Source organism: Serratia ureilytica (assembly GCF_017309605.1).
In the GTDB taxonomy this organism is placed as follows: Bacteria; Pseudomonadota; Gammaproteobacteria; order Enterobacterales; family Enterobacteriaceae; genus Serratia; species Serratia ureilytica.
The window spans coordinates 4,829,506-4,842,831 of the sequence record NZ_CP071320.1 but is presented as its reverse complement, the minus strand read 5'-3'; the positions used below and the strand labels follow the sequence as shown (position 1 = coordinate 4,842,831).

The window sequence follows — 13,326 nt, the reverse complement described above, 5'->3', positions numbered from 1 at the left end:
GCGAATCAAGGTGTGACAAGGGTGCCTCCTGGCGTCAGTTGTTGGCAGCGCAGCCAGCCCAGTGGCCGGGATTGCCCGGCTCGCAGCTGGTCGCTGCTGATGCGAATAAAGCGTTGCCGTTGCGGTGCGGATTCCAGCCGGTAGTTGCCGACCGCGTCCGCCGCCAGGCAGTCGTCGGCGCGGATGACCACCTCTTGCGGCAGCGGGGCGTCCACCGGCCCGTTGTTGTGAATTATCAGATCATACAGCCCGTTTTGCTGCGGCTGAGGCCTAAATTTTACCTGCCAGTCTACATTCAGCGGCCGCCGTTCGATCACCGCTCGCAGCGTGGCGAGCGACCAGGCGCGCCGATCGTCCGCCAGCGGCAGTCGGAACCAAATCACGCCGCGCAGCCGGGGCGGCGTTTGCTGCGCCAGCGTTTGCAGAAAATCGGCGAGCTGCTGCGGCGCGACCGTCAGTTCGCGGCCGTTGCCGGCTACGCGCAGCGAGGATTCGCTCTCCACCTGCGCGCCCTGCGCATCAAACCCCAACAGCGCCATGCCATAGGCCGGCAGCGCGACGCGAAACGGTTTCGGTGTGACGGCGGCGTACTGCCGCACCCAGCGCAGCGCCAGCGGGCCGTCAAACAGCCCCTGCTGCGGTGAGAGCACCGCATGCACCTGCAGGACGGAACTGTCGGCCTGTTGCAGTACGCCGGGCAAGTTGGGCGAGCCGATCCAGGCGGGCAGGGCGGTGATGCCGAGTTGCAAAGCGGCGGGCAGCCGTTGGCGCAGCCGCTGCAGAAAACGTTGGTAATCCGGCAGGCGAGCCGTGGCGGCGTCATGATCGATCTCGACGCCGGTGACGGGCAGCCCGGCCGCCTGCCAGCGCTGGGTGATCGCCAGCAGACGCTGGATAATGGCTTCTTGGTCCAGCTGCGGCAGCTGGCCGTCGAGGCGCGCTACCAGCCAGAGCGGGCGGCCGTCCCGCTTCAGCAGGCTGAGATCGGCCGGGATTTCCCGCCAGCCCTCGCGTGGATGCACCTGCAGCGCCAACACCCGCAGCCCGGCGAACAGATCGCGGCTGCGCGCCAGCGCATCGGCGTGTTGCGGCGTCCAAACCCGCTGCCAAACGTAAACCTGCTGATCCCAGCCTGAGGCCTGGCGCAGCGCCTGCTGACGCCCGGCGAACCAGGCCGCCAACCCCAGCGCAATCAAGACCAGCGCCGCCAGCCAGCGTTTCATTTTTGCCAGAGATCGCCCTGCGGCGCGAAGCCGCAGGCGCGCATGAAGTTATCGACTTCCCCACGTTCGCGCGGCGCCAGACCGGCGGTCGACAGCTGCCAATGGGCGACCTGCGGCAGCTGACGCTGTGCATCTTGCACCAGGTAAAGACCGACGCCGCGGCGGCGCGTCACTTCGCGTACCAGCAGATCCAGCAGTTCGGCGCGGTCGTCCTGCAGCGCAATTTTCACCGCGCCCAGCAGACGCTCGTTGAAGCGGGCGGCGAACAGCGCCTTGCCGCCGCTCAGCCAGCTCTGCCACTGTTCCGGCTGCTGGTGCGGCCAAATTTTACCGAGGTCGATAAGGTCTTGCGGGGACAGCGCGGTCAGGCGCTCGATGGTCAGTTTCATGCAGAATTTCCGCGCAGCTAAATGATGCCGACAGTGTAATAGATCTTGTGCAGAGCGTTGTGTAAGTTTTTCTGTACGATTACTGTGCAATATGTTTTTTGCACGGGGCATTTTCCGAGTAAATAGTTAGTAAACGGATTGTTAACCAGCACAACGCGCTACGCCTCAAGGTAAACAGCGCAGATTTAATTCGAATTTTATCCTGTTTACACCGCTTGTTTCTGTCGGATGAAGTTGATTTGCAGCAGAAAATTCCTGTTTAATGGTATGAAAAATAAAGTCTTATTAGAAAGTAATGCCAGAAAGGCGCCTAAATCATTATTACTTATAACAAAAGCGGTCAATAACGATCGGGCGCAGGCAAACACAACAGGTACGTTCACAACGACAGATGGGGATTTGCGGATGAAATTAACAACAGGTAAGGCACTGCTGGCGGGTTGTATTGCGATGGCCATGAGCCAGGCGGCCATGGCGAAAGACATCAAGGTGGCGATCGTCGGGGCAATGTCCGGCCCGGTCGCGCAGTATGGCGACATGGAATTTACCGGCGCGCGCCAGGCGATTGCCGACATTAATGCCAAGGGCGGCATCAAGGGCGACAAGCTGGTCGGCGTGGAATACGACGACGCCTGCGACCCGAAACAGGCGGTTGCGGTCGCCAACAAGGTGATCAACGACGGCATTCGCTACGTGATCGGCCACCTGTGCTCCTCATCCACCCAGCCGGCGTCCGATATCTATGAAGATGAAGGCGTGATCATGATTACCCCGGCGGCCACCAACGCCGATCTGACCACCCGCGGCTACAAGATGATCCTGCGCACCACCGGTCTGGATTCGGATCAGGGCCCGACCGCCGCCAAATACATCCTCAGCGACATCAAGCCGAAGCGCATCGCCGTGGTGCACGACAAGCAACAATACGGCGAAGGCCTGGCGCGCTCGGTGCGCGACAGCCTGAAAAAACAGGGCACCGAAGTGGCGATGTTCGAAGGCATCACCGCCGGCGACAAAGACTTCTCCACCCTGGTGGCGCGCCTGAAGAAAGAGAATATCGACTTCGTGTACTTCGGCGGTTACTACCCGGAAATGGGCCAGATCCTGCGTCAGGCCAAACAGGCCGGGTTGACTACCCGCTTCATGGGGCCGGAAGGCGTGGGCAACTCCTCACTGTCCAACATCGCCGGCGCCGCTTCGGAAGGCATGCTGGTGACGCTGCCGAAACGCTACGATCAGGTGCCTGCCAACCAGCCGATCGTCGATGCGTTGAAAGCCAAGAAGCTGGATCCGACCGGCCCGTTCGTCTGGACCACCTATGCCGCGCTGCAGTCGCTGACCACCGGCATGGAGCGCAGCGGCAGTCAGGAACCGGCGGACATCGTCAAGGATCTGAAAACCGGTAAGCCGGTGGAGACCGTGATGGGGCCGCTGACCTGGGATGACAAGGGCGACCTGAAAGGCTTCGAGTTCGGCGTGTTCGAATGGCATGCCAACGGCACGTCCACACCGATCAAATAAGCCATAATGATTAGGGTGGGGCGCAGCCCGCTGCGCCCGGCGGGTCGGCTTGTCGGCCCCGTCTCCCTTTACCCGCCGGTTCTCCGCCGGCGGGTTTCGCAGCCAAGGGTTCAGAGTATGTCAGAGCAGCTCCTCTATTTTCTGCAGCAGATGTTCAACGGCTTAACGTTGGGCAGCACCTATGCATTGATCGCCATCGGTTACACCATGGTTTACGGCATCATCGGCATGATCAACTTCGCCCATGGCGAGGTGTACATGATCGGCAGCTATGTCTCCTTTATCGTTATTGCCGCCCTGATGATGCTCGGCATCGACGTCGGCTGGCTGCTGATCGGCGCCGCGTTCCTGGTCTCGATCGTCATCGCCAGCGCCTACGGCTGGAGCATCGAGCGGGTGGCCTACAAGCCGGTGCGCAACTCCAAGCGCCTGATTGCGCTGATCTCGGCCATCGGCATGTCGATATTCCTGCAAAACTACGTCAGCCTGACGCAGGGCTCACGCGATCTGGCGCTGCCCAGCCTGGTCACCGGCCAGTGGGTGCTGGGGGAAAGCAACGGCTTCGCCGCCACCATCAGCACCATGCAGCTGACCATCTGGCTCGTGACCTTCCTGGCGATGCTGGCGCTGACGCTGTTTATCCGCTATTCGCGCATGGGCCGTGCCTGCCGCGCCTGTGCGGAAGATCTGAAGATGGCCAGCCTGCTGGGCATCAACACGGACCGGGTGATCTCGCTGACCTTCGTCATCGGTGCGGTGATGGCGGCGGTGGCCGGGGTGTTGCTCGGCCAGTTCTACGGCGTCATCAACCCTTACATCGGCTTCATGGCCGGTATGAAAGCCTTCACCGCCGCGGTTCTGGGCGGCATCGGCAGCATTCCGGGCGCGATGATCGGCGGCCTGGTGCTGGGCGTGGCGGAAGCGCTGACCTCCGCCTACCTGAGCACCGAATACAAAGACGTGGTGTCGTTCGCGCTGCTGATCGTGGTGCTGCTGATCATGCCGACCGGCATCCTCGGGCGTCCGGAGGTTGAGAAAGTATGAAACTCAATCTGCTCAATGCGCTGATCGCCACGGCGGTGCTGTTCGTGATGGCGTCGTTCCTGATGGGCATGCAGCTGAGCCTGGACGGCACCAAACTGGTGGTGCACGGCGCGGCGGAAGTGCGCTGGATGTGGATCGGCATCGGCTGCGTCATCGTCTTTTTCTTCCAGCTGTTGCGCCCGCTGCTGCAGCAGGGCCTGAAAAAGGTCTCCGGCCCGGCGTTCGTGCTGCCGAGCTTCGACGGCACCACGCCGCGGCAAAAGCTGCTGGCGGCTCTGCTGCTCGTCGCGGCGGTCGCCTGGCCGTTCCTGGTGTCGCGCGGCACGGTGGATATCGCCACCCTGACGCTGATCTACGTGATGCTGGGCCTCGGCCTCAACGTGGTGGTGGGCCTGTCCGGTCTGCTGGTGCTCGGCTACGGCGGTTTCTACGCCATCGGCGCCTACACCTATGCGCTGCTGAATCATTATTACGGCCTCGGCTTTTGGGAGAGCCTGCCGCTGGCGGGCATCGTCACCGCCGCCTTCGGCTTCCTGCTCGGTTTCCCGGTGCTGCGGCTGCGCGGCGACTATCTGGCGATCGTGACGCTCGGCTTCGGTGAGATCGTGCGCATCCTGCTGCTGAACAATACCGAAATCACCGGCGGGCCGAACGGCATCAGCCAGATCCCGAAACCGACCTTCTTCGGCCTGGAGTTTAACCGCAGCGTGCGCGACGGCGGCTGGGATACCTTCCATAACGTCTTCGGCCTGAAATACGATCCGAGCGATCGCATCGTATTTCTGTACCTGGTGGCGCTGCTGCTGGTGGTGCTGACGCTGTTCGTCATCAACCGCCTGCTGCGCATGCCGCTCGGGCGCGCCTGGGAAGCGCTGCGCGAAGACGAGATCGCCTGCCGCTCGCTGGGCCTCAGCCCGACGCGCATCAAGCTGACCGCCTTTACCATCAGCGCCGCGTTCGCCGGGTTTGCCGGCACGCTGTTCGCCGCGCGCCAGGGGTTCGTCAGCCCGGAATCCTTCACTTTCGTCGAGTCGGCCTTCGTGTTGGCGATCGTCGTACTGGGGGGCATGGGATCGCAGTTCGCGGTCATTCTGGCGGCGATCCTGTTGGTGGTGTCGCGCGAGCTGATGCGCGATCTGAATGAATACAGCATGCTGCTGCTGGGCGCTCTGATGGTGCTGATGATGATTTGGCGGCCGCAGGGGCTGTTGCCGATGAAACGGCCGCAGCTGAAGCTGCAGGCGGCGGACATTCACGCGGGCAAGGGGGAACAGGCATGAGCGTTCAACCTTTACTGCAGGTGGAAGGCCTGTCAATGCGTTTTGGCGGGCTGCTGGCGGTCAACAATGTCGCGTTGACGCTCAATGAAGGCGAAATCGTGTCGCTGATCGGCCCCAACGGCGCCGGTAAAACCACGGTGTTTAACTGCCTGACCGGTTTCTACCGCCCGAGCGGCGGCACCATCAAATTGCGCGATCGCCATCTGGAAGGGCTGGCGGGGCAGGCCATCGCCCGTATGGGCGTAGTGCGCACCTTCCAGCATGTGCGGCTGTTCCGTGAAATGACGGTGATTGAGAACCTGTTGGTGGCGCAGCATCAGCACCTGAAAAGCGGCGTGTTCGCCGGGCTGCTGAAAACCCCGGCCTTCCGCCGCGCCGAAGCCGAGGCACTGGCGCACGCAGCGGAGTGGCTGGAGCGCGTCGGCCTGCTGGATATGGCCAACCGTTCGGCGGGCAATCTGGCCTACGGGCAGCAGCGTCGGCTGGAGATCGCCCGCTGCATGGTGACCCGGCCGGAGCTGCTGATGCTGGACGAACCGGCCGCCGGTCTGAACCCGAAAGAGACCGACGAGCTGGATCATCTGATCGTCGAGCTGCGCGATCGGCATAAGGTCTCGGTGTTGCTGATCGAGCACGACATGAAGCTGGTGATGGGCATCTCCGATCGCATTTACGTGGTGAATCAGGGCACGCCGCTGGCGCAGGGCACACCGGCGGAGATCCGCAACAATCCGGATGTGATCCGGGCTTATTTGGGCGAATAATAATATGTTGTCATTCAATCAGGTATCCGCCCATTACGGCAAAATCCAGGCGCTGCATCAGGTCAGTCTCACGATTAGTCAGGGCGAAATCGTGACGTTAATCGGCGCCAACGGCGCCGGTAAAACCACGCTGCTCGGCACCCTGTGCGGCGAACCGCGCGCCAGCGAAGGCAGCATCGTCTTCCAGGGGCAGGACATCACCCAGTGGCAAACCTCGCGCATCATGCGCGAAGCGGTGGCGATCGTGCCGGAAGGGCGGCGCGTCTTCTCGCGCATGACGGTGGAAGAAAATCTGGCGATGGGCGGCTTCTTCGCCGATCGTCACCAATATCAGCAGCGCATCGAACGGGTGTTCACGCTGTTCCCGCGCCTGCTGGAGCGCCGAAGCCAGCGTGCCGGCACCATGTCCGGCGGCGAACAGCAGATGTTGGCCATCGGCCGCGCGCTGATGAGCCAGCCGAAGCTGCTACTGCTCGACGAACCTTCGCTTGGGCTGGCGCCCATCATCATCCAGCAGATTTTCGACATCATTCAGCAGCTGCGGGAAGAGGGCATGACCATCTTTCTGGTGGAGCAAAACGCCAATCAGGCGCTGAAATTGGCGGACCGCGGTTATGTGCTGGAAAACGGCCGCGTGGTGTTGGAAGATACGGGGGCTGCATTGTTAGCCAACGAAGCAGTGAGGTCGGCGTATCTGGGCGGTTAATCCGCCCCCCTACGAATTAAAATAATCAGGTACGAGAAGAAGAAATGAAGACAGAAGGGTTACTCGCGCAGCGTATCGTTAACGTAAAAAGTTCGGCCATCCGTGAATTGCTTAAGCACAGCAAGATGGAACACGTCATTTCGCTGGCGGGCGGCATCCCCTCTGATGCGTTGTTCGATTTCGAAGGATTGAGCATCGCCACCCAGCAGGCGATCACCGAACAGCCGAAAAGCGCATTCCAGTATGGCCTGACCGAGGGCAGCCCGCTGCTGCGTGAGCGCATTTGCGCGCTGTGCGCCGAGCGCGGCGTCACCGCGCGCGCAGAAGAGGTGATGGTCACCGCCGGCTCTCAGCAGGCCCTGGATTTGGTGATGCGCGCCATCGTCAACCCGGGCGACGTGTTCGTGGTGGAGCGCCCGACCTACCTGGCGGCGCTGCAAACGCTGGAACTGGCGGAGGCCAACATCATGTCGGTCTCGTCCGACAGCGACGGCATGGTGGTGGAAGAGCTGGCCGAGCTGCTGAAAACCCAGCGCATCAAGGGCGTGTACGTGGTGCCGAACTTCGGCAACCCCAGCGGCATCACTCTCAGCGCCGAGCGCCGCGAACTGCTGGTGAAGCTGGCCGCCGAACATAACTTCCTGATCATCGAAGACGATCCGTACGGCGAGCTGCGTTTCACCGAAGAGCGCCACCCGACGCTGCATCAGGTGTCGCAGCAGGTGCTGGGCAACACCGACCACATCATCTATACCTCGACCTTTTCCAAGATCCTGGCGCCGGGCCTGCGTTTGGGCTGGGCGATCCTGCCGCCGTTCCTGCTGCATAAAGTGGCGATCATCAAACAGGCGGCGGATCTGCACGCCAGCGCCCTGTCGCAGAGCATCGTCGAATGCTACCTTGGCCTGGATCGCCTGCCGGCGCAGATCGACAAGATCCGCGCCGCCTATAAACACAAGGGCGAGATCCTGGCCGGTTTGGTGGAGCAGGAGCTGGGCGACTACATCACCTTCGATAAACCGAAGGGCGGCATGTTCCTGTGGGCGCGTTTCCGCCAGCCGTTCAACGCCACCGAATGGCTGAACACCACGCTGCAGCAGGGCGTGGTGTTCGTGCCGGGGGAATACTTCTTCTCCGACAACCCGGATCGTTCGACCTTCCGCCTGTCGTTCGCCACCGCCACCGAGCAGCAGATGCAAGAAGCGGTCGCGCGCCTGCGCCGTTCGCTGTAATCCTCGCGGCGGCGGAGCCCATGCCCGCCGCCGACATCAAACCGCCATCTTCACTTCACCTTGCCGTCATGTGGCTGTCATCTAACGGTTATTTTTCTGTCATCCGCGCATGGCATGTTAGCTTCCGAACAAAAAACTGATTCTTTTCGCTCACGCGCTTTTACACCAGCTTTTTCAGGAGTTAGGCATGCTCACCTACGCTATTCGCAAAACCACGCTGTGCGTCGCATTGACCCTGGCGGTCAGCGCACAGGCGCTGGCGGCGACAGAAATCCCGTTCTGGCATTCGATGGAAGGCGAACTGGGTAAAGAAGTGGACTCTCTGGCGGATCGCTTCAACCAGTCGCACAGCGACGTCAAGATTGTGCCGGTTTATAAAGGCAACTACGAACAGAGCCTGGCGGCGGGCATCGCCGCTTACCGCTCCGGCAAGGCGCCGGCGATCCTGCAGGTTTACGAGGTGGGCACCGCCACCATGATGGCCAGCAAGGCCATCAAACCGGTCTACGAAGTGTTTAAAGAGGCCGGCATCAACTTCGACGAGTCGGTGTTCGTGCCGACGGTGGCCGGCTATTACACCGACAACAAGAGCGGCCATCTGCTGTCGCAGCCGTTCAACAGCTCCACGCCGGTGCTGTACTACAACAAAGACGCCTTCAAAAAGGCCGGCCTGAACCCGGAACAACCGCCGAAAACCTGGCAGGAACTGGCGGCGGATACCGCCAAACTGCGCGAAGCCGGCATGAAGTGCGGTTACGCCAGCGGCTGGCAGGGCTGGATCCAACTGGAGAACTTCAGCGCCTGGCACGGCGTGCCGTTCGCCAGTGAAAACAACGGCTTTGGCGGCACCAGCGCCAAGCTGGAGTTCAACCAACCGCTGCAGGTCAAACATATTGCGCTGCTCGAAGCGATGAACAAGAAGGGCGACTTCACCTATTTCGGCCGCAAAGACGAATCCACCGAGAAGTTCTATAACGGCGATTGCGCCATCACCACCGCCTCATCCGGTTCGTTGGCGGACATCAAGCACTACGCCAAATTCAACTACGGCGTCGGCATGATGCCGTACGACGCCGACGCGAAAAATGCGCCGCAAAACGCCATCATCGGCGGGGCCAGCCTGTGGGTGATGAACGGCAAAGACGCCGCCACCTACAAGGGCGTGGCCGAATTCCTGCAGTACCTGGCGCAGCCGGAAATCGCCGCCGAATGGCACCAGAAGACCGGCTATCTGCCGATCACCACCGCGGCTTACGATCTGACCAAGCAGCAGGGCTTCTACGACAAGAACCCGGGTGCCGACGTCGCCACTCGTCAGATGCTGAACAAGCCGCCGTTGCCGTTCACCAAGGGCCTGCGCCTGGGCAACATGCCGCAGATCCGCAGCGTGGTGGATGAGGAGCTGGAAGGCGTGTGGACCGGCAAGAAAACGCCTCAGCAGGCGTTGGACGCCGCCGTGCAGCGCGGTGACGTGCTGCTGCGCCGCTTCGAAGCTTCGACCAAGTAACCCCGCGTCGCGGGCCCGGTAGACCGGGCTCGCGTCTTCACGCCGATCCTTCCGTACCCGATTAATGGTTTAACTGCTATGTCATCTTCCCGTCCCGGTTTCGGCTGCAGCTGGTTGCCCTATGCGCTGGTGCTGCCGCAGCTGCTGATTACCGCCGTCTTCTTTTTATGGCCCGCCGGCGAAGCGCTGTGGTATTCGGTGCAGAGCCTCGATCCGTTCGGCCTGTCCAGCCAGTTTGTCGGGCTGGATAACTTTAAACAGCTGTTCCAGGATCCTTACTACCTCGACTCGTTCTACACCACGCTGATCTTCAGCTTCCTGGTGGCCGGCATCGGGCTGGCGGTTTCGCTGTTCTTCGCTGCGCTGGTGGACTACGTGCTGCGCGGCAGCCGCCTCTATCGCACGCTGATGATCCTGCCCTACGCGGTGGCGCCGGCGGTGGCGGCGGTGCTGTGGATCTTTCTGTTCAACCCCGGTCTGGGGTTGATCACCCATTTCCTCAACGGTCTGGGCTATAACTGGAACCATGCGCAAAACAGCGGCCAGGCGATGTTCCTGGTGGTGCTGGCCTCGGTATGGCAGCAGATAAGCTATAACTTCCTGTTTTTCCTCGCGGCGCTGCAGTCGATCCCGCGTTCGCTGGTGGAAGCGGCGGCCATCGACGGCGCCGGCCCGGTGCGGCGTTTCTTCCATCTGGTGCTGCCGCTGATCGCGCCGGTGAGCTTCTTCCTGCTGGTGGTCAATCTGGTGTACGCCTTCTTCGATACCTTCCCGGTGATCGACGCCGCCACCGGCGGCGGGCCGGTGCAGTCCACCACCACGTTGATCTACAAGATCTACCGCGAAGGCTTCGCCGGATTGGATCTCTCCAGCTCCGCCGCACAGTCGGTGATCCTGATGCTGCTGGTGATCGGCCTGACGGTGATCCAGTTCCGCTTCGTTGAACGTAAGGTGCGCTATCAATGATTGAGAATCGACGCGGGCTGGATATCTTCAGCCATGTGATGCTGATTATCGGCGTGCTGGTGGTGCTGTTCCCGCTGTACGTGGCCTTTGTCGCCGCCACGCTGGACGACAAGCAGGTGTTTCAGGTGCCGATGACGCTGGTGCCCGGCGGTCACCTGTGGGAGAACATCCGCAATATCTGGCAGGGCGGCGTGGGCAACCTCAAGGTGCCGTTCTCGCTGCTGCTGCTCAACAGCGTGATCATGGCGCTGGCGATCACCTGCGGCAAGATCGCGGTGTCAGTGCTGTCGGCTTACGCCATCGTGTATTTCCGTTTCCCGCTGCGCAGCCTGTTTTTTTGGCTGATTTTCCTCACCCTGATGCTGCCGGTGGAAGTGCGCATTTTCCCGACGGTGGAGGTGATCTCCAACCTCAACCTGCTGGACAGCTATACCGGCCTGACGCTGCCGCTGATGGCCTCGGCCACCGCCACCTTCCTGCTGCGCCAGTTCTTCATGACGTTGCCGGATGAGCTGCTGGAGGCGGCGCGCATCGACGGCGCCGGGCCGATGCGTTTCTTCTGGGACATCGTGTTGCCGCTGTCGAAAACCAATCTGGCGGCGCTGTTCGTCATCACCTTTATCTACGGCTGGAACCAATACCTGTGGCCGATCCTGATCACCAGCGACGCTTCGATGGGCACCGCGGTGGCGGGCATCAAGAGCATGATCTCCACTTCCGGCGCGCCGACCCAGTGGAACCAGGTGATGGCGGCGATGATTCTGACTTTATTGCCACCGCTGGCGGTGGTGCTTCTGATGCAGCGCTGGTTTGTGCGCGGTCTGGTTGATAGCGAGAAATAACGACGATGGCAGGATTAAAACTACAGGCGGTCACCAAGTCTTACGACGGTAAAACGCCGGTGATCAAACAGATCGACCTCGACGTGGCGGACGGTGAATTCATCGTGATGGTCGGCCCGTCCGGCTGCGGCAAATCCACGCTGCTGCGGATGGTGGCCGGGCTGGAGCGCACCACCAGCGGCGATATCTATATCGATACCCGGCGCGTGACCGATCTGGAGCCCAAGGATCGCGGCATCGCGATGGTGTTCCAGAACTACGCGCTCTATCCGCACATGAGCGTGTACGACAACATGGCTTACGGCCTCAAGATCCGCGGTTTCGGCAAGGAGCATATCCGCCAGCGAGTGGAGGAAGCGGCGCGCATCCTGGAGCTGGAGCCGCTGCTCAAGCGCAAACCGCGCGAACTTTCCGGCGGCCAGCGCCAGCGCGTGGCGATGGGGCGCGCCATCGTGCGCGAACCGGCGGTGTTCCTGTTCGATGAACCGCTGTCCAACCTGGACGCCAAGCTGCGGGTGCAGATGCGCCTGGAGCTGCAACAGCTGCACCGACGCCTGAAAACCACCAGCCTGTACGTGACTCACGACCAGGTGGAGGCGATGACGCTGGCGCAGCGGGTGATCGTAATGAACAAGGGCGTGGCGGAGCAGATCGGCACCCCGAGCGAGGTGTATCAGCGGCCGGCTTCGCTGTTCGTCGCCGGCTTTATCGGCTCGCCGGCGATGAACCTGTTGCCCGGCACCCTGAGCGCCGACGGCGGCCAGCTGCTGCTGGCGGACGGCATGACGCTGCCGTTGCCGGCGGCCAAGCCGCAGTGGGCGGGGCGGCAGTTGACGCTGGGCATTCGGCCGGAGCATATTCAGCTGGTGGCGCAAGGCCAGGGCGTGCCGCTGCAGCTGCAGACGCTGGAACTGCTGGGGGCCGACAATCTGGCGCACGGCCAGTGGGGCGGTCACGGGGTGATCGCGCGGTTGTCGCATGAAACCTTGCCGACGGCGGGCAGTACGCTATATTTGCAGCTGCCTGCTCAGGCGCTGCACTTCTTTGACACCCACAGCGGATTACGGATGGATTGATGACGAGACCCTGGCCTTACCCTCATATTGTCGCCCACCGCGGCGGCGGTTCTCTGGCGCCGGAAAACACCCTGGCGGCGATCGACGTCGGCGCGCGCCACGGCCACAAGATGATCGAGTTCGACGCCAAGCTGGCGCAGGACGGGCAAATTTTCCTGCTGCACGACGACACGCTGGATCGCACCAGCAACGGTTGGGGCGTGGCGGGCGAGCTGCCGTGGGACAAACTGGTGCAGCTGGACGCCGGCAACTGGTACAGTTCGGCCTTCAAGGGCGAGCGGCTGCCGCTGCTGTCGGAGGTGGCGGAACGCTGCCGGGAACACGGCCTGATGGCCAATATCGAGATCAAACCGACCACCGGCAGCGACGATGAAACCGGGCGGGTGGTGGCGCTGGCGGCGCGGTTGCTGTGGCAAGGGCAGACCGACCCGCTGCTCTCCTCCTTCTCGGTGGAAGCGTTGGCGGCGGCGCAACGCACCGTGCCGGACTTGCCGCGCGGCCTGCTGCTGGAGGCCTGGGACGACAACTGGCGCGAGCTGACGGAGCGTCTGGATTGCGTCTCGCTGCATATCGACCACAAAGCGCTGACCGCTGAGCGGGTGAAAGCGTTGAAAGACGCCGGGCTGCGCATTCTGGTGTATACCGTCAACCAAGCGGATCGCGCGCGCCTGTTGCTCGATTGGGGCGTTGACTGCATTTGCACCGACCGGATAGATTTGATTGGCCCGGATTTTTAATCCGGCGCCGATGAATCCCGCGACGACAAGCCTTGCCGC

At 62.0% G+C, this 13,326-nt stretch carries 13 protein-coding genes; 11 read left to right on the top strand and 2 right to left on the bottom strand.

All coding sequences use genetic code 11. The annotated features are described in order from the left end of the window. Positions 1–5: 5 nt before the first annotated feature. Both J0X03_RS22925 and panM read right to left on the bottom strand, forming a co-directional pair. Positions 6–1,223 (bottom strand): DUF3142 domain-containing protein, encoded by a 1,218-nt coding sequence (locus tag J0X03_RS22925; protein WP_142001775.1) that lies wholly within the window; start codon positions 1,221–1,223, stop codon positions 6–8. Next, positions 1,220–1,612, bottom strand: a complete 393-nt coding sequence (gene panM, locus J0X03_RS22920) for an aspartate 1-decarboxylase autocleavage activator PanM (protein ID WP_033644987.1) — start codon at positions 1,610–1,612, stop codon at positions 1,220–1,222. Before panM ends, J0X03_RS22925 begins: the two co-directional genes overlap by 4 nt. A 405-nt stretch (positions 1,613–2,017) precedes the next feature. Here panM and J0X03_RS22915 point away from each other — a divergent pair, with 405 nt between their 5' ends. The 11 genes from J0X03_RS22915 to ugpQ all read left to right on the top strand — a co-directional run bounded on the left by J0X03_RS22915 (position 2,018) and on the right by ugpQ (position 13,287). Beyond that, positions 2,018–3,133, top strand: coding sequence for a branched-chain amino acid ABC transporter substrate-binding protein (locus J0X03_RS22915; protein WP_025304902.1), 1,116 nt, complete (start codon positions 2,018–2,020; stop codon positions 3,131–3,133). Positions 3,134–3,250: 117 nt separating this feature from the next. After that, positions 3,251–4,177: a high-affinity branched-chain amino acid ABC transporter permease LivH gene (gene livH / locus J0X03_RS22910; protein ID WP_015376290.1), complete on the top strand. Its 927-nt coding sequence runs from the start codon at positions 3,251–3,253 to the stop codon at positions 4,175–4,177. Further along, complete coding sequence (locus J0X03_RS22905) at positions 4,174–5,457, top strand: high-affinity branched-chain amino acid ABC transporter permease LivM (RefSeq protein ID WP_042783462.1); 1,284 nt, start codon at positions 4,174–4,176, stop codon at positions 5,455–5,457. The genes livH and J0X03_RS22905 overlap by 4 nt, the downstream gene beginning before the upstream one ends. After that, positions 5,454–6,221, top strand: coding sequence for a high-affinity branched-chain amino acid ABC transporter ATP-binding protein LivG (gene livG / locus J0X03_RS22900; RefSeq protein WP_142001777.1), 768 nt, complete (start codon positions 5,454–5,456; stop codon positions 6,219–6,221). The genes J0X03_RS22905 and livG overlap by 4 nt, the downstream gene beginning before the upstream one ends. Before the next feature lie 4 nt (positions 6,222–6,225). Further along, entirely contained in the window at positions 6,226–6,927 is a 702-nt protein-coding gene (livF, locus tag J0X03_RS22895; RefSeq protein WP_015376292.1) for a high-affinity branched-chain amino acid ABC transporter ATP-binding protein LivF, read from the top strand. 44 nt (positions 6,928–6,971) lie between these two features. Further along, positions 6,972–8,159 carry an aminotransferase-like domain-containing protein gene (locus J0X03_RS22890; RefSeq protein ID WP_160203894.1) on the top strand — a complete coding sequence of 396 codons (1,188 nt, stop codon included), beginning with the start codon at positions 6,972–6,974 and terminating at the stop codon, positions 8,157–8,159. A gap of 187 nt (positions 8,160–8,346) precedes the next feature. Beyond that, complete coding sequence (gene ugpB / locus J0X03_RS22885) at positions 8,347–9,666, top strand: sn-glycerol-3-phosphate ABC transporter substrate-binding protein UgpB (RefSeq protein WP_033644983.1); 1,320 nt, start codon at positions 8,347–8,349, stop codon at positions 9,664–9,666. Between the two features lie 78 nt (positions 9,667–9,744). Further along, positions 9,745–10,632 (top strand): sn-glycerol-3-phosphate ABC transporter permease UgpA, encoded by an 888-nt coding sequence (gene ugpA / locus J0X03_RS22880; RefSeq protein WP_015376293.1) that lies wholly within the window; start codon positions 9,745–9,747, stop codon positions 10,630–10,632. Then, entirely contained in the window at positions 10,629–11,474 is an 846-nt protein-coding gene (gene ugpE / locus J0X03_RS22875; protein WP_004934403.1) for a sn-glycerol-3-phosphate ABC transporter permease UgpE, read from the top strand. The genes ugpA and ugpE overlap by 4 nt, the downstream gene beginning before the upstream one ends. A 5-nt stretch (positions 11,475–11,479) precedes the next feature. Continuing rightward, positions 11,480–12,550 (top strand): sn-glycerol-3-phosphate import ATP-binding protein UgpC, encoded by a 1,071-nt coding sequence (locus J0X03_RS22870; RefSeq protein WP_060434765.1) that lies wholly within the window; start codon positions 11,480–11,482, stop codon positions 12,548–12,550. Continuing rightward, a complete protein-coding gene (ugpQ, locus tag J0X03_RS22865) occupies positions 12,550–13,287 on the top strand; it encodes a glycerophosphodiester phosphodiesterase (protein ID WP_160203895.1) in 738 nt (245 codons plus the stop codon). Before J0X03_RS22870 ends, ugpQ begins: the two co-directional genes overlap by 1 nt. Positions 13,288–13,326 lie beyond the last annotated feature (39 nt).